16 protein-coding genes and 2 pseudogenes are annotated in these 21,583 nt (G+C 70.6%); 11 read left to right on the top strand and 7 right to left on the bottom strand.

Annotation, left to right across the window (positions count from 1 at the left end):
* The 3 genes from amrb99_RS46765 to amrb99_RS46755 form a co-directional block, all read right to left on the bottom strand.
* Positions 1-355 (bottom strand): thiamine pyrophosphate-dependent enzyme (locus tag amrb99_RS46765; RefSeq protein ID WP_241756593.1); only part of this gene is annotated, 355 nt, incomplete at its 3' end.
* A gap of 283 nt (positions 356-638) precedes the next feature.
* Positions 639-1,595 carry a beta-ketoacyl-ACP synthase III gene (locus amrb99_RS46760; RefSeq protein WP_190868552.1) on the bottom strand — a complete coding sequence of 319 codons (957 nt, stop codon included), beginning with the start codon at positions 1,593-1,595 and terminating at the stop codon, positions 639-641.
* Positions 1,596-1,657: 62 nt separating this feature from the next.
* Positions 1,658-2,905 (bottom strand): patatin-like phospholipase family protein, encoded by a 1,248-nt coding sequence (locus amrb99_RS46755; RefSeq protein ID WP_190868551.1) that lies wholly within the window; start codon positions 2,903-2,905, stop codon positions 1,658-1,660.
* A gap of 1,206 nt (positions 2,906-4,111) precedes the next feature.
* On the opposite strand from amrb99_RS46755, the pseudogene amrb99_RS52080 reads away from it, so the two are divergent.
* A pseudogene (locus amrb99_RS52080) lies at positions 4,112-4,857 on the top strand (IS5 family transposase); the annotation flags it as partial.
* A 58-nt stretch (positions 4,858-4,915) separates the two neighbouring features.
* Here amrb99_RS52080 and amrb99_RS46745 read toward each other — a convergent pair.
* Positions 4,916-5,092 carry a hypothetical protein gene (locus tag amrb99_RS46745; protein WP_190868549.1) on the bottom strand — a complete coding sequence of 59 codons (177 nt, stop codon included), beginning with the start codon at positions 5,090-5,092 and terminating at the stop codon, positions 4,916-4,918.
* A gap of 391 nt (positions 5,093-5,483) precedes the next feature.
* Here amrb99_RS46745 and lon point away from each other — a divergent pair, with 391 nt between their 5' ends.
* On the top strand, positions 5,484-7,880 hold the full coding sequence (gene lon / locus amrb99_RS46740) for an endopeptidase La (RefSeq protein ID WP_190868548.1): 2,397 nt from the start codon (positions 5,484-5,486) through the stop codon (positions 7,878-7,880).
* 55 nt (positions 7,881-7,935) lie between these two features.
* Here the strand turns inward: lon and amrb99_RS46735 are convergent, their stop codons facing one another.
* Positions 7,936-9,552: a GMC oxidoreductase gene (locus amrb99_RS46735; protein ID WP_347257163.1), complete on the bottom strand. Its 1,617-nt coding sequence runs from the start codon at positions 9,550-9,552 to the stop codon at positions 7,936-7,938.
* A gap of 268 nt (positions 9,553-9,820) precedes the next feature.
* Between amrb99_RS46735 and amrb99_RS46730 the strand changes: the two genes are divergently transcribed.
* A complete protein-coding gene (locus amrb99_RS46730; protein ID WP_241756592.1) occupies positions 9,821-10,294 on the top strand; it encodes a VanZ family protein in 474 nt (157 codons plus the stop codon).
* Positions 10,295-10,378: 84 nt separating this feature from the next.
* Here amrb99_RS46730 and amrb99_RS46720 read toward each other — a convergent pair whose 3' ends face one another.
* Positions 10,379-11,893 (bottom strand): nitroreductase/quinone reductase family protein, encoded by a 1,515-nt coding sequence (locus amrb99_RS46720; RefSeq protein WP_241756591.1) that lies wholly within the window; start codon positions 11,891-11,893, stop codon positions 10,379-10,381.
* 179 nt (positions 11,894-12,072) lie between these two features.
* Between amrb99_RS46720 and amrb99_RS46715 the strand changes: the two genes are divergently transcribed.
* From amrb99_RS46715 to amrb99_RS46680, 8 genes are read left to right on the top strand one after another with little or no spacing between them, the layout of a single operon-like run.
* The gene (locus amrb99_RS46715) at positions 12,073-13,206 is read left to right on the top strand and encodes a Gfo/Idh/MocA family oxidoreductase (protein ID WP_190868545.1); all 1,134 of its coding nucleotides are present in this window, start codon (positions 12,073-12,075) and stop codon (positions 13,204-13,206) included.
* Positions 13,203-14,054: a TIM barrel protein gene (locus amrb99_RS46710; protein ID WP_190868544.1), complete on the top strand. Its 852-nt coding sequence runs from the start codon at positions 13,203-13,205 to the stop codon at positions 14,052-14,054. The genes amrb99_RS46715 and amrb99_RS46710 overlap by 4 nt, the downstream gene beginning before the upstream one ends.
* The gene (gene iolC / locus amrb99_RS46705) at positions 14,051-14,998 is read left to right on the top strand and encodes a 5-dehydro-2-deoxygluconokinase (protein WP_190868543.1); all 948 of its coding nucleotides are present in this window, start codon (positions 14,051-14,053) and stop codon (positions 14,996-14,998) included. The genes amrb99_RS46710 and iolC overlap by 4 nt, the downstream gene beginning before the upstream one ends.
* On the top strand, positions 14,995-15,855 hold the full coding sequence (iolB, locus tag amrb99_RS46700; RefSeq protein ID WP_190868542.1) for a 5-deoxy-glucuronate isomerase: 861 nt from the start codon (positions 14,995-14,997) through the stop codon (positions 15,853-15,855). Before iolC ends, iolB begins: the two co-directional genes overlap by 4 nt.
* Complete coding sequence (gene iolD, locus amrb99_RS46695) at positions 15,852-17,699, top strand: 3D-(3,5/4)-trihydroxycyclohexane-1,2-dione acylhydrolase (decyclizing) (protein WP_190868541.1); 1,848 nt, start codon at positions 15,852-15,854, stop codon at positions 17,697-17,699. The genes iolB and iolD overlap by 4 nt, the downstream gene beginning before the upstream one ends.
* A 60-nt stretch (positions 17,700-17,759) precedes the next feature.
* The gene (locus tag amrb99_RS46690; RefSeq protein WP_347257162.1) at positions 17,760-18,779 is read left to right on the top strand and encodes a sugar ABC transporter substrate-binding protein; all 1,020 of its coding nucleotides are present in this window, start codon (positions 17,760-17,762) and stop codon (positions 18,777-18,779) included.
* A complete protein-coding gene (locus amrb99_RS46685) occupies positions 18,776-19,828 on the top strand; it encodes an ABC transporter permease (protein WP_190868539.1) in 1,053 nt (350 codons plus the stop codon). Before amrb99_RS46690 ends, amrb99_RS46685 begins: the two co-directional genes overlap by 4 nt.
* Complete coding sequence (locus amrb99_RS46680; RefSeq protein WP_190868538.1) at positions 19,825-20,706, top strand: ATP-binding cassette domain-containing protein; 882 nt, start codon at positions 19,825-19,827, stop codon at positions 20,704-20,706. Before amrb99_RS46685 ends, amrb99_RS46680 begins: the two co-directional genes overlap by 4 nt.
* A gap of 47 nt (positions 20,707-20,753) precedes the next feature.
* Here amrb99_RS46680 and amrb99_RS46675 read toward each other — a convergent pair.
* Positions 20,754-21,583 (bottom strand): annotated as a pseudogene (locus tag amrb99_RS46675) (hypothetical protein); the annotation flags it as partial.

The following is a 21,583-nucleotide window of genomic DNA, read 5'->3' as shown; positions in this document are numbered from 1 at the left end:
CGAGGAGGTTCAGCGGCGGGACGTCCCGGCACCACGCGACGCCGTGCTCGCGGTAGGTGGGGAAGACCATGTCGTGCTCGGACAGCGCGCGTCCCGAGCCGATCTGCGCGGCCTCCTGGCCCAGCAACGGAATCCACATTCCGAGCTCGCCCTGCCGTGCCAAGGCAACACCCTCGATATCCAACCGGCGGACGATCACCAGGTCGCGGTAGAGCCCGCGGACCTCCCCGGCGCTCAGGTCCAGCGGGTAGTCGGGATGCCCGACGCGCTCCCCCTCGGGGGTCAGCAGCCTGATGAGCTCGGGTTCGGCGAGCTCGGAGGCGCCTGGCGCGCCGCGCACGGAGTCGACCGTCATTGATGGCACTCCTTACACACCCAACTCGAGGAAATCTCGCGCGAACTATCGAAGGTGCAGATCCCTCGATGCCCGGGAGTGCTCTCCTTGAGAAGTCAGCGAAATAATCTGGTGGCACGAAATGGGTAGGCGCATGCATTTGAACGACGATCAGAGCATCAAAGCCCCCTATGGGGGTCATCGGATCGCCTGATATGTGTCGCTCACAATCAAGCGAAAATAGATCGATCCAAAACGATCCAAGGAATGCATGTGGACCCGCGCAGGGCTCGAACTTGGTTGCTTATGCGCTCGCAGGTGCGTCGGGGCTCAGAATGACCTGACCTGCGTAAGCCAGCCCACCGCCGAAGCCGAAGGCGAGAACCGGAGACCCCCCTGGGATGCGCCGCTCTTCCACGAGTTTTGACAGCGCCAGGGGGATGCTCGCCGCCGACGTGTTGCCGGACTCGACCACGTCGGAGGCCACTATGGCGTTGAGTGCGCCTAGCTGTGCGGCCATCTTCTCGATGATGCGCAGGTTCGCCTGATGGAAGACCACGGCACCAAGATCGGCTGGCTGTACGCCAGCCTTGTCGCACGCTTCGCGAGCGATCCGGGCGACCTCGCTCACGGCCCACCGATACACGGCGGCGCCGTTCTGGTTGAAGCGTGGCGGGGTTCCTTCGATCACGATGGCTCTCGACATTCTGGGGTCCGAACCCCACACCACCGGGCCGATTCCGGGGCTGACCGCCTCTCCTACCAGTGCGGCACCTGCGCCGTCGCCGAACAGGATACAGGTCGAACGGTCGTCCCAATCGACAGCCTCGCTGAGCTTCTCAGCTCCGATCACGAGAGCATGTCTGGTCGCTCCTGCGCGGATGCTGTGGTCGGCGATCGCGAGTGCATGGCAGAAGCCGGAACATGCGGTGTTGATGTCGATAACTGCTGGCGTGCGGAGACCCAGGTGCGCCGCCACTCGCGCAGCCATGTTGGGAGTGCGGTCGATGGCCGTGCAGGTCGCGACCAGCACCATGTCGATCGAGTCCAGTGGCACGACTGTGTTGTTGAGGACGTTCTCCGCGGCGCGTACGGCCATCTGGTCCACAGTTTGGCCGTCGGCGGCGATGCGCCTGGACCGGATCCCGACTCGGCGGGTGATCCACTCGTCACTGGTATCCAGCCAGGTGGCGAGTTCGGCGTTGGTGAGCTCTCTGAGTGGTTGGTAATGCCCAACCGCCAGGACGCGTGAGCCGCCCATATCAATACTCCAATCGTTTACGGGCACAGTGAAGCTTGAATGCTATTGAAAGGCTAGCCCCGCTAGCTGCGGTTATCGAATGTCCGCTTTGTCCAAGGGCGTCTCGCGGCGGCAATGCTCTGGAATCCGTGAAGTCCTGGAACGTGCACGCGGACCCTGTCATACATCTGTTCACTGCGTTCGCGGTCGGATGCATGTTGTTCGACCAGGTCGGCAAGTTCGCTCGAAAGCCGTTGCCGGCCCTGGGTGACCCCTCTGCGCCACATGGCATCCCGTTCGGCGAGCCTCAGCCCGCCCGCTTGAAGAGAACTGAAGTTGGTCTCCGGTGCGAGTTCGAAGCGAACGACCCTGCCGAACGGCATGCGCCCGGCATCGCGAGCCCGCTGCCCTGGTTTGTTCTGTCTGCGATTCTGTGCCAGTCGAGGATTGAGCAGGGGCAGACTGGGGACGCGGCCGTCATTGAACAAGCTGGGCTGGTTGTCTATGTGGCCACCGTCGGCAAGGAAGATCAACTGCAATGTTTCTGGATCCTGAAGTACCGTCGGCAAGCATGCCGGCCACTGGCTCATCGAGACTCGGGCCCAGAAGGCCGGACTGTGATCATCGATCTCTTGCTTCAGCCAGGGGAGGTGCTCGTCCACGGTGTCGGGAATCCATACGGACTTAAACCTTCGCCACGGGAACTGCCTGCCAAAGAAGGCCCAACGGAATGCGTGATGAATGAACTCAGGATCGCGCAGTTGATCGGGGGTGCATCGTGCGCGAAAAGGGCGATCGGTCCGCCACATTGCGACGCAGATACCCGCACGGTGCGATGTCTCTGCAGGCTTGATTTCGCCGGGCTTGTAGCGCAGGTCGCGGAAGGTTTTAACTCCCGCCCAGGCTAACCAGGAATCGAGCCATTCCTCGACCGCAGTCATGTCGAACACGCCGGCAAGGTCGAGATTCTTTCGCTCGAACCAGCGAAGGCCATGTGCCGGAGCGAGGATCTTGTGCGTTGGCACTCCGGCGTTTGCCACACGACGCCAGTGCCTGTTCATACCGGCTGCGGCGGCAAGGCCCGGGATGGTGCCCCCCGAGGCCAGATCCCACCGGACCGGGTGGCCTACCTCCTCCAACACGTGACTGATCCCCGCCTGCCAGCTGGCGCGGAAGCCGCTCGAACCCAGAACCGCGATGAAGGGCGTCCGATCCGCCGGATGCTGCTCGCGAACGTGGACCTCCGCCTTCGGCGGCCGCTCCCACAGGCTGCCCAGCAAGTCGTCGCCCGGGTAGCGCGCGCCCTCTGCAGGATCGATGAGGTGAGGCATCTGCTCCGCTCTCTTGGCAGGGAACTCGTCACGAGTACAACCTCGGACAGTGCGGGGGCAGGAGTGATCGTCAAGGCGGCGGAAGGCATCCGAGACCGACGCCACAGCTCGGAGCGTGAAATTTGCAGATTCCTCTTACCGGGAAGCTTCGTGGATAGCAGTGCGCGTTGTATGTGCGTTGTATGTGCGTTGACTCAGTGGTGGAGCACCCCTCGCCGAGGGGGCAGGTGCGTGCCGGCGATGGCGGTAGTGAGGGCGACCTTGAATGGACGCTGAGAGAGGCGCGTTCACATTGAGGTGCGCCAGAGCGCAGGTCCTAGTCAATTAGCTGATTATTTTGGTTGGAGTTACCAGAAGCGTAGCTGGGGTTACTGGCTTTGGTAGATCGCTCCCTTGTACTGCTCCATCGGAATGAATCATTCGCGGATCACTGCGAGTTGCGCGGCGCGGTGGCGCAAGATGACGTTTTCGGAGCCGCGTTTGCGGGCGAACCAGAGGACGGCCTTGTCGTGACGATTGCGGCTGGCTTTGGTGATGACCTTGTCGAGATGGCTAGGGCGGCGGTGGCCTTTGACTGCGGCGAAGGGGGTGCGGGGTGGGCTGGGGGCGTGCCAGCAGTCATCGGCGATCCAATGACCTATGGGGTCGAGGTTGTCCTGAGGGTGGTAGTCGGGGACGCCGATGCGGTAACCGACTCTTGCGCAGAACAGGTCGCACTGCTCGTGGTCTCCGGCTGCGAGTCGCGCCAGATCGGTGAGGCGATCAGCTCGGCGATGTTGACCGCGTCGGGGTAGATGGCGGCGAACAGTTTGGCCGTGGTGAAGGTCTTCTTTTGGTCCCCAGTGGGATGAAGACCATGGTGTGCATGGTCCAGATGGCGCGTTTCAACACCGGTCTGCCGACATGGCGGGCGTCGCAGCGCGGACAGCCGATCTGTGGGTTGTGGCGGAATGCTTCCCAGGTCGGTGATGGGGTGCGCAATTCGGGCAGCGCGCCGGCCAGGTGGCCGGCCAGGTGGCCGGGCGGGCGGCCGGTGAGCGCAGAGAGCAGGCGGGCGTGGGGTGCGCGCCGATTCGGGGTGACTGGGGGTGTGGCTTGGCGTCAGAGTTCGCCGCCGTCCAGGGCGTTGAGTCTGGCTAGGGCCTGTTTTGCGGATCTGGGTCTTTGGGGTGTGGCTTGATGGTGGCCATGGTGTGACGACACGAGTTGACCGATGTGGCCTGGGCGCGGGTCGAGCCGTTGCTGCCGGTGGCGTCCGGGCCTGGCGGACGGTGGCGTGACTATCGGCAGGTGATCAATGAGATCTTGGGGAAGATCCGCACCGGTGCCGACTGGCGGGACGTCACGGACCGGTACGGGCCCTGGCAGGCCAGCGGTTCCGCCGCTGGAGCGCCGACGGCACCTGGGACCGGCTGCTGGCCCACGTCCAGGTCCACGACGATGCGGTGGGTGCGGTGGACTGGTCGGCGGTGTGCGTGGACTCCACCATCGTGCGGGCCCACCAGCACGCCGCCGGCGCCCGCAAAAAGGGGAACACGCGGGGACGAACCCGGCATCACCCGCAGCACAGCAGGCACTCGGGCGGTCCCGCGGCGGGCTGACCACCAAACTCCACCAGGCCCGCGACGGGCGCGGCCTGCCGCTGGCGTTCACCCTCACCGCCGGTAGCGTCAACGACTGCACCCGGCTGATCGAGGTCGTCGAAGCCATCGAAGTCCGACGCGCCGGCCCGGGCCGCCCACGGGTGCGGCCCGGGCACCTGATCGCCGACAAGGGCTACTCCACTCACATCATCAGCGACTATCTGCGGCGCCGGCGCATCCCGCACACCATCCCCGAACGCAGCGACCAGGTGGCCGCCCGGGCACGGCGGGGGCCACCGCCGCTGCGGCTTCGACTCCGACCGCTACCGGCGCCGCAACGTCGTCGAACGCTGCTTCAACCAGCCAAAACGCTTCCCGCCGGCGGGCGCGACGGTGATGGGCAGTTGACGCGGTGAGGGCGCGGAGATCATCGTGTGGTGGCTTTCCCCGGGCCGCGAGGCTGGGCTCGCATGGGCGCGGCAGCGCGCTCGGCCGCGTAGTCGATGGGCACCATGGCCAGCAGTTCCTTGGTGATCTGCTCGGTGCCGGTCTCGATTGCCAGGATGGCCGCGCCGTGCACCAGGTGCGACAGGCTGCCGATCATCCCGCCGGTCCGGCGGTAGAGCCAGCCTTTCGGTCATGGCGGCCACCTAGGCGAACTCAAGGTCGCCAACCGGCTGTACAGCCCCGCCCGGGACCAGAGATGACCCAGTCACGCGAGACATCATGGGGCTCGGATGCCGAGCGGGTCGCAGACTTAATCCGAACGTCGCAAGGTCCCTCGCAAGGTAGGCCCGGAACGCGCGAGGATCACGCGGACCGGACACATGGGGCGAGGGTAGGCCGGGCCGGTGATCGCTGAGAGCGAACGTTGCTGAGGAAATTATTAGTTGCTCCGTTTTCTTGAGTGAGTATGACTCAACTTGGTGTTGGGTTCCCGGGCGACCGGGACGGTCCCTCCCGAGGGGGCCGCGACGAAGGACTTGGAGCTGAGCATGAGCGAGACCCTGACGCTGCCGGTGCTGCCCCTGGACGACGGGGCCGTTCTGCCGGGCATGGTGGTGCCCCTCGACCTGTCCGAGAGCGGCGAGGTGCGGGCGGCCGTCGAAGCGGCCAAGGCGGTGGCGCAGCCCAAGGGCCCCGGCATCCGGTCGGCGGGCAAGCCGCGGGTGCTGGTGGTCCCGCGGGTGAACGGGCAGTACGCCGCCGTCGGCACGCTCGGCGTCATCGAGCAGGAGGGGCGGCTGCCGGGCGGTGAGCCCGGGGTGGTCGTCCGGGGCGTGCAGCGGGTGCGGATCGGGACCGGGACGACCGGGCCGGGCGCGGCCCTGTGGGTCGAGGGCACCGCGATCGAGACCCCGCCAGCGAGCGGCCGCGCGCAGGAGCTGGCCAAGGAGTACAAGGGCCTGGTCAGCGCGATCCTGCAGAAGCGCGGCGCGTGGCAGGTCGTGGACGTGGTGCAGCAGATCGACGACCCCTCGACGCTGGCCGACAACGCCGGGTACGCGCCGTACCTGACGACCGAGCAGAAGGTCGAGGTGCTGGAGACGGTCGACGTCGTCGAGCGGCTCGAGCTGGTCATCGGCTGGACGCGCGACCACCTCGCCGAGCTGGACGTCGCGGAGACGATCCGCAAGGACGTCCAGGAGGGCATGGAGAAGACGCAGCGGGAGTTCCTGCTGCGGCAGCAGCAGGAGGCCATCCGCAAGGAGCTGGCCGAGCTGAACGGCGACCCCGCCGGCGAGGAGGACGACTACCGCGCCCGGATCGAGGCCGCGAACCTCCCCGAGAAGGTCCGCGAGGCGGCGCTGAAGGAGGTCGACAAGCTGGAGCGGTCGTCCGACGCCTCGCCGGAGGGCGGCTGGATCCGCACGTGGCTGGACACCGTCCTCGACATCCCGTGGAACGAGCGGACCGAGGACGCCTACGACATCGCGGGCGCGCGGAAGATCCTGGACGCCGACCACGCCGGCCTCGACGACGTCAAGGAGCGCATCATCGAGTACCTGGCGGTGCGCAAGCGCCGCGAGGACCGCGGCCTCGGCGTCGTGGGCGGGCGCCGGAGCGGCGCCGTCCTGGCGCTGACCGGTCCTCCCGGGGTCGGCAAGACCTCGCTGGGCGAGTCGGTCGCGCGGGCCATGGGGCGCAACTTCGTGCGCGTCGCGCTCGGCGGCGTGCGGGACGAGGCGGAGATCCGCGGCCACCGGCGCACCTACGTGGGGGCGCTGCCGGGACGGATCGTCCGGGCGATCCGCGAGGCGGGCTCGATGAACCCGGTCGTGCTGCTGGACGAGGTCGACAAGGTCGGCGCCGACTACCGGGGCGACCCGACGGCGGCGCTGCTGGAGGTCCTCGACCCCGAGCAGAACCACACGTTCCGGGACCACTACCTGGAGGTCGAGCTCGACCTGAGCGACGTGCTGTTCCTCGCGACCGCGAACGTGGTGGAGGCGATCCCCGGGCCGCTGCTCGACCGGATGGAGCTCGTCCAGCTGGACGGCTACACCGAGCACGAGAAGGTCACCATCGCCCGCGACCACCTGCTGCCGCGCCAGCTCGACAAGGCCGGGCTGGAGCCGTCGGAGGTGACGTTCGGCGACGACGCGCTGCGCCTGCTGGCCGCCGAGTACACCCGCGAGGCGGGCGTCCGGTCGCTGGACCGGTCGATCGCGCGGGTGCTGCGGAAGGTCGCCGCGAACGTCGCGCTGGAGAAGGCGGAGCTGCCGGTCGCGATCGGCGCGGACGACCTGAAGGACTACCTGGGACGGCCCCGCTTCACCCCGGAGGTCGAGCTCAGCAGGTCGGAGCGGCGGACGGGCGTGCCGGGCGTCGCGACGGGCCTGGCGGTCACCGGCGCGGGCGGCGACGTCCTCTACATCGAGGCGTCGCTGGCCGACAAGGAGACCGGGGACACCGGCGTGACGCTGACCGGGCAGCTCGGCGACGTCATGAAGGAGTCGGCCCGGATCGCGCTCAGCTACCTGCGCTCGCGCGGCGCGGAGCTGGAGCTGCCGGTCGGCGACCTGAAGGACCGCGGCGTGCACGTCCACGTGCCCGCCGGCGCGATCCCGAAGGACGGCCCGAGCGCGGGCATCACCATGACCACGGCGCTGGCGTCCCTGCTGTCGGGGCGGCCGGTCCGGTCGGACGTGGCGATGACCGGTGAGGTGTCGCTGACCGGGCGGGTGCTGCCGATCGGGGGCCTGAAGCAGAAGCTGCTGGCCGCGTCCCGGCTCGGCATCACCACCGCGATCGTGCCGAAGCGCAACGAGCCGGACCTCGAGGACGTCCCGGCCGAGGTGCTGGACAGCATGACGGTCCACGCCGTCAGCGACGTCCGCGAGGTGCTGGAGCTGGCGCTGGAGCCGGCCACCACGCCCGTGGCGGTCTGACCCGGCGGACGCGGAACGCCCGCACCGGAATCCCCGGTGCGGGCGTTCGGCGTTCTCAGGCCAGGTCGGTCTTGATGATCTTCTCGATGTTCCGCTCGGCCAGCGCGGTGATGGTGACGAACGGGTTGACGCCGGTGCTACCGGGGACGAGCGAGCCGTCGACCACGTAGAGGCCGGGGTGGCCGGGCAGCCGCCCGTAGGCGTCGGTGGCCTTGCCGAGGACGCAGCCGCCGAGCGGGTGGTAGACGAAGTCGTCGCCCCAGACCTTGTTGACGCCGAACATGTCCGACCGGTAGACGGTGACCGCCTTGCTGTTGATCTTGTCGAAGACGCGCTTGGCGGCGTCGATGGACGGCTGCGTCCACGACGACTGCCACGACAGGTCGACCTTGCCGGTGCCCGAGTCGAAGGTGAACCTCGCCCGGTTCGGGTTCTTCGTGATCGCCAGGTACAGGCTGACCCACAGCTCCGTGCCCGCCGGGAACGGGGCGATCTCGGCGAAGACCGGGCCGTTCGGGTCGCTCCAGTTGTCGATGCCCATCGCCGGGATCGTGGACTGGTCGGCCCCGGTGGTGTCCCAGACGTGGTTGGCGCGGGCGACCATCACGTTCCCGTTGTTGCCCCAGCCGTCGCCCACCGCGTCGGGCAGGTTCGGCAGGCGCCCCTGCGCCTTCATCGCGACCAGCAGCTTGGGCGTGCCGACGCTGCCCGCGGCGAAGAACACCCGGTCCGCGGTGACGGTCTTGCGCGCGACGGTGTTGCCGGCCGTGTCGATCTGCGTCATCTCCACCGTGTAGCCGCCGCCCGAGGCGGGCGCGACGCCGGTGACGGTGTGCAGCGGGCTGATGGTGAGCCGCCCGGTCGCCGCCGCCGCGGCGAGGTAGGTCTTGTCCAGCGAGCGCTTGCCGTAGTTGTTGCCGTAGATGACCTCCTGCGCGAGCGCCGACTTGGGCTTGGTGCCGGCGTCCTCCTGCTTCATGTAGCCGAAGTCGTAGACGTTGGGGACGAACGTGGTCCCGAACCCGGCCGCCTGGGCGCTGTCCCGGCCGACGCGCGCGAACTTGTACCACTTCGTGGACTCGAACCAGGACGTGTCGATGGCGTTGACGCCGAGCGCGGCGTTCGCGCGCGGGAAGTACGTGCCGTACATCTCGTTCGCGTCGACCGACGGCAGGATCTCCTCGAAGTACGCGCGCTTGGGCGTGACGGCCATGCCGCCGTTCACCAGCGAGCCGCCTCCGACGCCGCGGCCCTGGTAGACGCGCGTGTGGGCGAACGCCTCGGAGTCCAGGACGCCCGCGTACCGGTCGATGTTCTTGTTGGCGTCGACGCCGAGGAAGTACCCGACGGGCTGGTCGGTCCGGGTGCGGAACCAGTAGGACCGCCCGTCCGGGCTGAGCAGCGAGCTGAAGACCTTCCCGTCCGAGCCGGGCGCCGTCCAGCTCTGCCCCATCTCGACGATGTGGGTCGGGACGCCCGCCTGGGTCAGCCGCAGCGCGGCGACGGCGCCGCCGTAGCCGCTGCCGATGACCAGCGCGGGGACCCGGTCGCCGTCCGCGATCGCCTTGTCCGGCGCGGCCGCGGCGGCGGTCCGCCACGCGGGCAGGAGCAGTGCTCCGGCCGCGACCCCGGCCCCGGTGAGGAACCGGCGGCGGGTGATCCCCGAATCCACGGCATGCTGCCGCCCATGACCGGCCATGACGCAACCTCTCTCACTGATGGCATTCCGTGAGGGGGCCTCGCGCCGGCCACCCGCGATCGGATGTGACTCCGATCACGGCCGAATCATGCGCTTGCTTGGTCAGTCCTGTCAACGCCCTGGTCCCGGCAGGATTCGGACATGCCGGAAACCGTCGACCGGTCCTGCGGGCGGTGCCCGTAATCCGGCGGCGCGCATAGCCCGCGGGGAAACGGGGGACCAGCGCGAGATGCTGGTGGAAATGTGGCAGCCTGCGGAGCGCGGCGAAAAGGTGTCCTGGTATGTGCTCGTCCTCCGCGCGGTCGTGGTGACGATCGCGCTCGCCATTCTCGGCGTCTTCTTCTATTTCGCCTTCCGGCTCACGCTGACGCCCGTCCACGACAACGGCCAGGCGAGCGGGAACCTCCATCCCGGGCGTTCGCTCCGCTTCTACATGGACCAGCCGACGAAGGAGGCCTTCCTGCAGATCGGCGGGAACCTCGCGCTGCTCGCGCCCCTCGGCGTCCTGCTGCCGATCGTGTGGACGTCCCTGCGCGGCCCCCTCCGGCTCGCCCTCCTGACCGGCGTGTTCTCGCTGATCATCGAGACCGTCCAGGGCGCGGTCGTGATGGGCCGCGCCTTCGACGTCGACGACGTCATCCTCAATGTCGCCGGTGTGGTGATCGCTTACTTTCTGCTGGGCCGCCGCCTGTCGAGGACCTTCCGCGGGGCATGACGCCGCAATGGCCCGCCGATTCCGGATTCGGTGTCCGCGGCACCGCCGGCGCCGTTCTCAATGGCGCCGGAGACCTCGGCGGGTTCAGCGCGGAGTGAGCCGGAACACCCTCAGTTGGCGGTCGGCGCGTTCCACGTAGCGGTCGTAGACGGGCCAGACGGCGGTGAGGCGCGGCCACGCCTCGGCGCGTTCGGCGTCGTCCAGCAGGTGGGCGGTGACCGGGGTGGTCGCCCCGCGGAAGCTCACCTCGGCCTCGGGGTTCTTGATGAGGTTGCCGGTCCAGGCCGGGTGCTTCTCGCGGCCGAAGTTCGAACCGACGACGAGCCAGCCGTCGCCGTCCGGCAGGCACGCCAGGGGCGTCTGCCGGCGCAGGCCGCTGACGGCGCCGGTGGTGGTGAGGACGAGGCTCGGGACGAGGAGCTGGCCGAGCATGGCCCTGCCACCGGTGAGCCTGTGCAGGGCCCGGTCCACGTGCGGCACGACCTTCGGGCCGACCTTGGCGAACCAGCGGGCGCCGGAGATGCGCTGGAACAGCGGGCCCAAGGTCCGCTGGATCAGGGTCGGCTCGGCCATCTTCCGCTCCTCGGTGACGAGCCGGCCGGCCCGGCGGGGGTTGAGGTGTCCGCTCTCGGCCAGCCAGCGCAGGGCGTCCGCGACGGTCTCCTCGACGGGGCGCAGGGTGAGGTCCAGCGCGTCCAGGATCGGGCGGTCGTCGGTCGGGACGAGCGTGACCATGAACTCGGCGGCGTCGCGGGTGAGCGGGTAGTCGAACGGGCGGACGCGCTTGGCGGCGTCGAGGGCGGAGCCGAGCGCGAGCATCGCGCCGCTCGGCACCCGGACGCGGCGGCACTTCACGCCGGTCAGCGCGTCGCAGAGGTCGGCGTACTGCGGCCAGGTGAGGTAGCGGCCGCCGAGCACCCAGCGGCTCGGGCTTTGCTTTGCTTCGACGGCACGGGCCAGGGCGGTGGCGAGGTCGCGGACGTCGATGACCGACACGCCCCCGCCGGGCAGCGGCCACAGCTTGCCGAGCGCGGCGGCGAGGCCCTCGTTCAGCGCGTCGAGGTGGGGCTGGTCGGGCCCGCAGACGCCGCCGGGGTAGACGATCGTCACGGGGGCGCCGTCGTCCTGGAGGCCGCGGACGTAGGTCTCGGCGGCCAGCTTCGACCGGCCGTAGCCGGTGCGGGGGCTCGCGAGCGGCGCGTCGGCGGTGATCACCGGACCGGACGGCGGAACGAAGACCCCGATCGTCGACACGTGCACGATGGACGCCAGGCCGCGGTCGACCGCGCCGCCGACCACGTTGCGGGTGCCGGTGACGTTGACCTCGACCAGGTCGCGGTGCGGGCCGGTGACGCCGATCGCGGCGGCGGCGTGGATCGCGGCGTCGCAGCCGTCCAGCGCGCCGGCCACGGCGGCGGCGTCGAGCATGTCGCCCGGGAGCAGCTCGACCTCCTCCGCCTGGACGCCGATGGCCTGGAGCACCTTGGTCGTCTTGCCGGGGTCGCGGACGAGCGCGCGCGGACGGTGGCCCGCGGCGAGCAGGGCGCGGACGGTGTGAGAGCCGACGAACCCGGAGGCGCCGGTGACGAGGACCCGCATGGCATCAAACTAGCGCTTGGTGTTCCTGGTGCGACAGCCCGGGGCGGTGCCGCCGCCAGCCTAGTCCGCCGGGTTTCGGACACCTCATTTCCCGGCGGCGCGCACGCCCGGCCGTTGACGCCCCTGGAACGCTCCAGCACACTCGGGACTCACCTGACCGCCGAGCGGGGAGGGGTTCCATGAGGATCGGACTGGCCGGCGCGGGGCGCATCGGTGCGCGCCACGCCGCGGCCCTGTGTGAACTGCCCGAGGTGGAGGCGCTGGTCGTCGCCGACGCGGACGCCGCGCGCGCTCGGGCCCTGGCGGCCCGCCTGACCGGCGCCTGGAGCGGAGCGCCGGCGGAGCATAAGGCGCCGGACAGGCCGCCTTCGCCGGGGAGTGCGGGGGGTCGTCCTCCCGCAGAGACGCTGATCGACCGACCTCCGGTCTCGCCGGACGTCCGGGCCGTGGACGTCCGGGCCGCCGACCAGGTGGCGGACCTGTTCTCCGCCGGGCTGGACGGCCTCGTCGTGGCCGCCGCGACGGACGCGCACGCCGATCTGGTCGAGCGGGCGCTCGCGGCCGGATTGCCCGTCTTCTGCGAGAAGCCCCTTGCGTCCGATGTTGATGGAACGTTCCAAATCGTGGCGTCCGCGAAGAAGGCCGGAGTTCCGGTGCAGGTCGGGTTCCAGCGCCGCTTCGACGCGGGGAACGCGGCGGCCCGCGAGGCCCTCGCGTCCGGGCGGCTCGGCTGGCTGCACACCGTCCGGTCGTGCAGCTTCGACCCCGCGCCGCCGCCGCCCGAGTACGTCCCGACGTCCGGCGGCCTCTTCCGCGACTGCGTCATCCACGACCTCGACCTGATCCGGTTCGTCACCGGCCGCGACGTCGTCCGGGTGATGGCGTCCGGCGCCAACCGCGGCGAGGACTTCTTCCGCGAGAACGGTGACGTCGACACCGGGTCGGCGCTGCTCGTCCTCGACGACGGGACGCTCGCGCAGGTGTCGGCCACCCGCTACAACGCCGCCGGGTACGACGCGCGCCTGGAGCTGTTCGGCTCCAAGGACAGCATCGTCGCCGGCCTGGACGAGCGGACGCCCGTCACGGCGGTGCCCGAGCACGGCGACGGGCCCCGGGACCCCTACGCCGGGTTCCTCGAACGGTTCTCCGACGCCTACGACGCCGAGCTGCGCGCCTTCGTCGACGTCGTCGCCGGGCGGCGCGCCAACCCCTGCCCGCCGGAGGACGCCCTGGAGGCGTTCTACCTCGCCGAGGCCTGCGAGCTGTCCATGCGCGAGGGCCGCGTCGTCGAGGCCGAGGAGGTGCGGCGATGAGGATCGCCGGCGCGCCGATCTCGTGGGGCGTGTGCGAGGTGCCCGGCTGGGGCCACCAGATGGCGCCCGCGCGCGTGCTCGCGGAGATGCGCGACCTCGGGCTCGCCGCGACCGAGCTCGGCCCGGACGGGTTCCTGCCGGCGGCGCGGGAGGAGCGGGAGGCGCTGCTGTCGTCCTACGGGCTGGGGCTCGTCGGGGCGTTCGTCCCGGTCGTCCTGCACGACCCGGACCACGACCCGATGCCGGAGATCGAGCGGGCGCTGGACGCCATGAGCGGCGTCCTCGTGCTGGCCGCCGCGACCGGGCTGGCCGGCTACGACGGGCGGCCCGCGCTGGACACCCGGGCCTGGGCGACGCTGCTGTCCAACCTCGACGCGATCACGGCGCGGGCGTCCCGGCGCGGCCGGCTCGCGGCGCTGCACCCGCACGTCGGGACGGTCGTGGAGACCCGCGCGGACGTCGAGCGGGTGCTGTCGGGATCCGGGGTCCCGCTGTGCCTGGACACCGGTCACCTGCTCGTCGGCGGCACCGACCCGGCGTGGCTGACGCGGTTCGCCGCCGCGCGGATCGCGCACGTCCACCTCAAGGACGTCGACGCCGCGCTCGCCGCGCGGGTGCTCGGCGGCGAGGTCGCCTACTCCGACGCGGTGCGCGACGGCCTCTACCGGCCGCTCGGCGAGGGGGACGTCGACATCTCGGGCATCATCGCGACCCTGGAGGGCGCCGGATACGGAGGCTGGTACGTGTTGGAGCAGGACGCCGTCCTCACGGAGGAGCCGGCGGCGGGCGCCGGACCCTACGACGACGTCCGGCGCAGCCTCGACTACCTCGCGAAGGCGGCCTCATGACCGAGCCCCACGACCTGGTCACGATGGGGCGGGTGAGCGTCGACATCTACCCGGACCAGGTGGGCCGGCCGCTGGAGGACGTCGAGTCGTTCGGGAAGTACCTCGGCGGCAGCCCCACGAACGTCGCGGTCGCCGCGGCCCGGTACGGGCGCCGCGCCGCGGTCGTCACCCGGACCGGGGACGACCCGTTCGGCCGGTACGTCCACAAGGCGCTCAAGGAGTACGGGGTGGACGACCGGTTCGTCACGCCCGTCCCTGGCCTGCCGACGCCGCTGGCGTTCTGCGAGATCTTCCCGCCGGACGACTTCCCGCTGTACTTCTACCGCTATCCGAAGGCCCCCGACCTGGAGATACGTCCGGACGAGCTGGACCTCGACGCGATCGGGCGGGCCCGGATCGTGTGGGCGACGGTGACCGGGCTGTCGCAGGAGCCCAGCCGGGAGGCGACGCTGCTCGCGCTCGGCGCGCGCACCGGCCACGCCGTCATCGACCTCGACTACCGGCCGATGCTGTGGGACGACCCGGGCGAGGCGCCGCACTGGGCGGGCCGGGCCCTGGAGCGGGCGACGGTGGCGGTCGGCAACCTCGAGGAGTGCGCGGTCGCGGTGGGGGAGCGGGAGCCGGAGGCGGCCGCCCGCGCGATCCTCGACCGCGGTCCCGGGCTCGCCATCGTGAAGATGGGGCCGGACGGCGTGCTCGCCGCGACGCGCGAGGAGACGGTGCGTGCGCCGGCGGTCAAGGTGGACGTGGCGAACGGGCTCGGGGCGGGCGACGCGTTCGGCGGCGCGGTCTGCCACGGCCTGCTCGCCGGCTGGGACCTGGAGCGGGTCATCGCGTTCGCGGGCGCGGCCGGGGCCATCGTGGCCTCCCGCATCGCCTGCTCCGCCGCGATGCCGACCGAGGCCGAGGTGGACGCGCTGCTGGCGGAGAGGAGGGCCGGATGAAGCACCATCTGCCGGCGGGATCCGCCGCGGAGGGGCCGTACGGGGTGGTCGTGACGCCGGAGTCGGCGGGCTGGGCGCACACGGCGCTGCGCGTCCTCGACCTGCCCGACCCGGGCGGCCACACCTTCGGCACCGGCGACTTCGAGATGATCGTGCTGCCGCTGGCCGGGTCGTGCGCGGTGGAGTGCGACGGCGAGCGGTTCGAGCTGGAGGGCCGCGCCGACGTCTTCAGCCGGGTCAGCGACTTCGCGTACGTGCCGCGCGACGCGCGGGTGACGGTGCGGGGGCGGGGCCGGTTCGCGCTGGCCGCGGCCCGCTGCCAGGCGCGCCTGGAGCCCCGCTACGGCCCCGCCGAGGACGTCCCCGTCGAGCTGCGCGGCGCGGGCCCGGCGAGCCGCCAGGTCAACAACTTCGGCACGCCCGAGGGGTTCCCGTTCGCGGAGAAGCTGATCGCGTGCGAGGTGCTCACGCCCGGCGGCTGCTGGTCGTCGTTCCCGCCGCACAAGCACGACGAGGAGGGGCCGGACGAGGCGGTCCTGGAGGAGATCTACTACTTCGAGGTGTCCGGCGACGGCGGCATGGCCTACCAGCGCGTCTACGGCACGCCGGAGCGGCCGATCGACGTGCTGGCGGAGGTGCGCGGCGGGGACGTCGTGCTGATCCCGCACGGCTGGCACGGCCCGTCGATGGCGGCGCCGGGCCACGATCTGTACTACCTGAACGTGATGGCCGGGCCGTCGCCGGAGCGCGCGTGGCGGATCTGCGACGATCCCGCGCACGCGTGGGTCCGCGGCACCTGGTCCGGGCAGGCCGTCGATCCGCGGCTGCCGCTCACCTCGGCGAAGGGACGGTCATGAGGTTGACGGTCGGGCAGGCGCTGGTGCGCTTCCTGGCGGCGCAGTGGTCGGAGCGCGACGGGCGCGAGCAGCGGTTCTTCCCGGGGTGCTTCGGGATCTTCGGGCACGGGAACGTGGCGGGGATCGGGCAGGCGCTGCTGGAGTACGGCGAGGAGATGCCGTACTACATGGCCCGCAACGAGCAGGCGATGGTGCACACCGCGTCGGGCTTCGCGCGGATGAACGACCGCTTGTCGACGCTGGCGTGCACGACCTCGATCGGGCCGGGCGCGACGAACATGGTCACGGGCGCGGCGCTGGCGACGATCAACCGGCTGCCGGTGCTGCTGCTGCCGGGGGACATCTTCGCGACCCGTCCGGCCAATCCCGTCTTGCAGGAGTTGGAGGACGGGCGGTCCCATGACGTGTCGGTCAACGACTGCTTCAAGCCGGTGTCGAAGTACTGGGACCGCATCAACCGCCCCGAGCAACTCCCCAGCGCGCTGATGGCGGCCATGCGCGTCCTCACCGATCCTGCGGAAACCGGTGCCGTCACCTTGGCGCTGCCCCAGGACGTCCAAGCGGAGGCGTACGACTGGCCGGACGAGCTGTTCACGCGGCGCGTCTGGCGCATCCCGCGCGCGCTTCCGGAACCGGCCGCGCTCGATGAGGCGTGCGCGCTCCTCCAGGCCGTACGTCCGCTCATCGTCGCGGGCGGCGGCGTCATCTATTCCGGCGCCACCGACGACCTGCGCGCCTTCGCCGAACGCACCGGCATCCCCGTCGCGGAGACGCAGGCGGGCAAGGGCGCCCTCCCTTGGAACCACCCGTGCTCCGTGGGCGCCATAGGTGCGACCGGCACGACCGCCGCGAACGCCTTGGCGCGCGAAGCCGACGTCGTCATCGGCATAGGAACCCGCTACAGCGACTTCACCACCGCGTCGCACAGCCTCTTCCAGAACCCCGGCGTCCGGTTCGTCAACGTCAACGTCGCGCGGTTCGACGCAGCCAAGCTCGCGGGCACCATGGTCGTGGCGGACGCCCGCGAAGGCATCCGGGGCCTGAACGCCGCCCTCGACGGCTACGCCGTGCCGGACGCGTACAAGCACGAGGCCACCGCGCTCATGGCCCGCTGGAACGCCGCGGTCGACGGGGCGTACGCCCCGCAGGACCGCCCCCTTCCCGCCCAGTCGGAGGTCATCGGCGCCGTCAACGAGGTGAGCGGCCCGCGCGACGTCGTGGTCTGCGCGGCCGGCTCGATGCCGGGCGACCTGCACAAGCTGTGGCGGGCGAGCGATCCCAAGGGCTACCACGTCGAGTACGGCTACTCCTGCATGGGCTACGAGATCGCCGGCGGCCTCGGCGTGAAGATGGCCGACCCCTCCCGCGAGGTGTACGTCATGGTCGGCGACGGCTCCTACCTGATGATGGCGCAGGAACTCGCCACCGCCGTCGCCGAGGGGATCAAGCTCGTCGTCGTCCTCGTCCAGAACCACGGGTTCGCCTCGATCGGGAACCTGTCGGAGTCGGTCGGCGCGCAGCGGTTCGGCACCCGCTACCGCGCCCGCACCGGCACCGGGCTCGACGGCGAGCGGCTCCCCGTCGACCTCGCCGCCAACGCCGCCAGCCTCGGCGCCGACGTCCTCCGCGCGACCGGCGCCGCCGACCTGCGCGACGCGCTGCGCCGGGCCCGCGAGAGCGACCGGACGACCGTGGTGCACATCGAGACCGACCCGCTCTCGGACGCCCCCGGCAGCGAGGCGTGGTGGGACGTCCCGGTCGCCGAGGTCTCCGCGCTCGACTCCACGCGCGAGGCCCGCGGACGCTATGAGAAGGAGGTCTGGTCGCGCCGCCGCCATCTGTGATCAACTCTCTGTCCCGGCTCACTTTCTCGGGGGAGATCGGAGAGCGTCCGTATGAAAGGCGTGTTCGCGCGAACGTCGTTCAAGGGCCGTGCACCCGGCAGGGGCCGCGCGCCCGTCACCCGCCTGGCGGCGCTGACCCTGGCGGGGGTGCTGGCGCTCGGCGCGTGCAGCAGCTCCGGCGGCAAGAAGAGCGAGGAGAAGGCGACCGGCGGGAGCGGCCCCCGCCTGAAGATTGCCATGGTCACCCACTCGGCGCCCGGCGACACCTTCTGGGACATCGTCCAGAAGGGCGCCAAGGCCGCCGCCGCCAAGGACAACGTCCAGTTCCTGTACTCGGCCGACCCGGACGGGGGCAAGCAGGCGCAGCTCGTCCAGACCGCGATCGACCAGAAGGTCGACGGCATCATCGTCACCCTCGCCAAGCCCGACGCGATGAAGGACGTGCTGGCCCGCGCCACCGCCGCGAAGATCCCCGTCGTGTCGATCAACTCCGGCGCCGAGGACTCGGCGAAGCTCGGCGCGCTCGCGCACTTCGGGCAGGACGAGTCGATCGCGGGCGAGGCGGCCGGCCAGGAGCTGGCGAAGATCGGCGTGAAGAAGGCGCTGTGCGTGGTGCACGAGCAGGGCAACGTCGGCCTGGAGAGCCGCTGCGCCGGCGCGAAGAAGACCTTCTCCGGGCAGCTGCAGAACCTGTACGTGCAGGGCAGCGACATGCCGCAGGTCAAGTCGTCGATCACCGCCAAGCTCCAGTCGGACAAGGGCATCGACGGGATCCTGACGCTCGGCGCCCCGTTCGCCGCGACCGCCGTCGACTCGGTCAAGGAGACGGGCGGCAAGGCCAAGGTCGCCACGTTCGACCTGAACAAGGACCTGATCGCGTCGATCAAGTCCGGTGACATCCAGTTCGCCGTCGACCAGCAGCCCTACCTGCAGGGCTACGAGGCCGTGGACGGGCTGTGGCTCTACAAGACCAACGGCAACGTGCTCGGCGGCGGCCGTCCGGTGCTGACCGGGCCCGCGATCGTCACCAAGGACAACGCCGCCTCGCTGGAGGGCTTCGCCGTACGGGGGACGCGGTGACGCAGGCGGTCGCCGAGCCGCCCGCGGCCGTACCGGACGAACGGCTGGCGCGGCAGTCGCCCGTGCGGCGGCTGCTGCGCCGGCCCGAGTTCGGCGCGCTGCTCGGCGCGGTCGCGGTGTTCGTGTTCTTCTCGCTGGTCGCCGACGCGTTCCTGCAGGCCGACTCGTTCTCGACGGTGCTGTACGCCGGCTCGACGTTCGGGATCATGGCGGTCGGGGTGTCGCTGCTGATGATCGGCGGCGAGTTCGACCTGTCCGCCGGGGTCATGGTGACGACGGCGGCGCTCGTCGCGACGCTGGTCAGCTACCAGCTCACCCTGAACCTGTGGGTCGGCGTCGCGATCTCGCTCGTCGTGACGCTGGCGATCGGCGCGCTGAACGGCCTTCTCTACATCAGGACGGGCCTGCCGAGCTTCATCGTCACCCTCGCCACCTTCTTCATGCTCGCCGGGGCGAACCTCGGCGTGACGAAGGCGGTCACCGGGAACGTCGCGTCCGACTCCGTCCGGGACATGGACGGGTTCGAGAGCGCGCGGAAGGTGTTCGCGTCCGATGTCGACATCGCCGGCGTCAACGTCAAGATCACCGTGTTCTGGTGGCTGCTGTTCGTCGCGGTCGCGACCTGGATCCTGCTGCGCACCCGCGCCGGCAACTGGATCTTCGCGGTGGGCGGCGCGGCCGGCAGCGCCCGCGCGGTCGGCGTCCCCGTCGCCCGCACGAAGATCGGCCTGTTCATGGGCGTGGCGTTCTGCGGCTGGTTCTCCGGGATGCACCTGGTGTTCGCGTTCGCCACCGTCCAGTCGGGCGAGGGCGTCGGCAACGAGTTCAACTACATCATCTGCGCGGTCATCGGCGGCTGCCTGCTGACCGGCGGCTACGGGTCGGCGATCGGCGCGGCGATCGGCGCGTTCATCTTCGGCATGGTGAACAAGGGCATCGTGTACGCCGAGTGGAACCCCGACTGGTTCCGGTTCTTCCTCGGCGCGATGCTGCTCATCGCCACCGTGGTCAACCTGATCGTGCGGCGCAGAGTGGAGCGGTCGACATGACGGCGGAGGCGGAGAAGGCGGGCGCGGAGAAGGCGGACGCGGCGGCGCCGCCGCTGGTCAGGCTGGCGGGCGTCGGCAAGAACTACGGCAACGTCATCGCGCTGCGGGACGTGGACCTCGAGGCGTCCGCCGGCGAGGTGACCTGCGTGCTCGGCGACAACGGCGCGGGCAAGTCCACCCTCATCAAGATCGTCGCCGGGCTGCACCGGCACGACCTCGGCACCTACGAGGTGCAGGGCGAGCCGGTGGCGTTCTCCTCGCCGCGCGACGCGCTCGACCGCGGCATCGCGACCGTCTACCAGGACCTCGCGGTCGTCCCGCTGATGCCGGTGTGGCGGAACTTCTTCCTCGGCTCGGAGAAGCGCAAGGGGTTCGGCCGCATGGACATCGCGTTCATGCGCCGCACGGCCAAGGCCGAGCTGGCGGCGATGGGCATCGACCTGCGCGACGTCGACCAGCCCATCGGCACCCTGTCCGGCGGCGAGCGGCAGTGCGTGGCGATCGCCCGCGCCGTCTACTTCGGCGCGAAGGCCCTGGTCCTGGACGAGCCGACGGCCGCGCTCGGCGTGAAGCAGGCCGGGACCGTCCTGCGGTACATCGTCCAGGCGCGGGAGCGGGGCCTCGCGGTCATCTTCATCACCCACAACCCGCACCACGCCTACCCGGTCGGCGACCGCTTCCTGATCCTCAACCGGGGCCGCCCGATCGGCTACCGCACCAAGGACGACATCGGCCGCGAGGAGCTGACCGCGCTCATGGCGGGCGGCGCCGAGCTGGAGGAACTCGCGCACGAGCTGGACGCCGCCGTGTCCGCCTCGGGCAGCCGCGCCGCGAGGGAACTGGCGGAGGGCGCGGACCACCTCCGCAAGACCGACTGATTCCGGAGAACGGCGGGCCGTGGGACGAGCGGCCCGCCGTGCGCCGGTCAGCTCCAGGTGGCGTCGGCCAGGATGCGGTCGAGGCCGGGAGTGCTCCACTGGTCGACGATCAGGATCTTCGACTGCGGCAGGTACCACAGCCGCTCCGTGTAGGAGACGGACGTGCGGCGCGTGGGACCGAACCCGTCCGGATCGTCGCGCGTGTAGCACGGGACGCGCCATTCGCGGTACTCCGCCTTGCGCGCCCCGACGGGCGCGAGCCGGTCGGCGGTCTTCACGGCGCCGTCCGCCACGCCGACGGCGCGCAGCTCGTCGTGGTCGGGGCAGTTCATCCCCTCGTCCTGGTTGAACATCGAGGCGTAGGTGTCGGTCCGCTGGTAGGGGCCGGCGATGTACTCCGACGGGTCGGTGAGCAGGCTCGCGCCGAAGAGGTGGAAGCCCGGGCACCACGTCTGGCTGGCGGCGAGCGACGCTTCGAGCGCATTGGGTTTCCCGCACTTCGTCCAGGTGCTCACGAAGTAGCTGTCGGGCTTGCGCCCGGGGTGCGTTTCTGACGGCGTGTGGGGGACCGGATGCGCCTTCCACGTGGCGGGCGCGCGCACCGTCAGCGGTCCGATCCGCAGCAGTACGCCGGACGGCGTGGGACTTGCCGCCGCGGCGGTGCGGTGGGGCGCCGGGTCGGGCTGGGCGGCGCGGTAGGCGGCGGCTCCGCCGATCGTGGTGCCCGCGACGGCGGTCGCGGCGACGGCCACGGCCGCCTTGGTGCCGACGGCCGCGAGCTCCAACAGCGGCGAGTACATCCACTCGATGGCCTCGACGGTGTGGGCGCAGGGCCACCAGAACGTCAGCCACGGCTGCGTCAACTCCCCGCCCTCCG

The organism is Actinomadura sp. RB99, from assembly GCF_014706005.1.
Lineage (GTDB): Bacteria > Actinomycetota > Actinomycetes > Streptosporangiales > Streptosporangiaceae > Spirillospora.
This window is presented reverse-complemented; position numbering and strand designations above follow the sequence as displayed.

Excerpts from the sequence above, each read along its gene's own strand:
- amrb99_RS46745 (WP_190868549.1), bottom strand. The coding sequence starts at position 5,092 with ATGATCGGCAGCCTGTCGCACCTGGTGCACGGCGCGGCCATCCTGGCA.
- amrb99_RS46710 (WP_190868544.1), top strand. The coding sequence starts at position 13,203 with ATGAGGATCGCCGGCGCGCCGATCTCGTGGGGCGTGTGCGAGGTGCCC.
- amrb99_RS46720 (WP_241756591.1), bottom strand. The coding sequence starts at position 11,893 with ATGCGGGTCCTCGTCACCGGCGCCTCCGGGTTCGTCGGCTCTCACACC.
- amrb99_RS46760 (WP_190868552.1), bottom strand. The coding sequence starts at position 1,595 with ATGGGCGGCTCACGCGTCCTGGCGGTTGGGCATTACCAACCACTCAGA.
- iolD (WP_190868541.1), top strand. The coding sequence starts at position 15,852 with ATGAGGTTGACGGTCGGGCAGGCGCTGGTGCGCTTCCTGGCGGCGCAG.
- amrb99_RS46715 (WP_190868545.1), top strand. The coding sequence starts at position 12,073 with ATGAGGATCGGACTGGCCGGCGCGGGGCGCATCGGTGCGCGCCACGCC.
- amrb99_RS46680 (WP_190868538.1), top strand. The coding sequence starts at position 19,825 with ATGACGGCGGAGGCGGAGAAGGCGGGCGCGGAGAAGGCGGACGCGGCG.
- amrb99_RS46730 (WP_241756592.1), top strand. The coding sequence starts at position 9,821 with ATGTGGCAGCCTGCGGAGCGCGGCGAAAAGGTGTCCTGGTATGTGCTC.
- amrb99_RS46755 (WP_190868551.1), bottom strand. The coding sequence starts at position 2,905 with ATGCCTCACCTCATCGATCCTGCAGAGGGCGCGCGCTACCCGGGCGAC.
- iolB (WP_190868542.1), top strand. The coding sequence starts at position 14,995 with ATGAAGCACCATCTGCCGGCGGGATCCGCCGCGGAGGGGCCGTACGGG.
- iolC (WP_190868543.1), top strand. The coding sequence starts at position 14,051 with ATGACCGAGCCCCACGACCTGGTCACGATGGGGCGGGTGAGCGTCGAC.
- lon (WP_190868548.1), top strand. The coding sequence starts at position 5,484 with ATGAGCGAGACCCTGACGCTGCCGGTGCTGCCCCTGGACGACGGGGCC.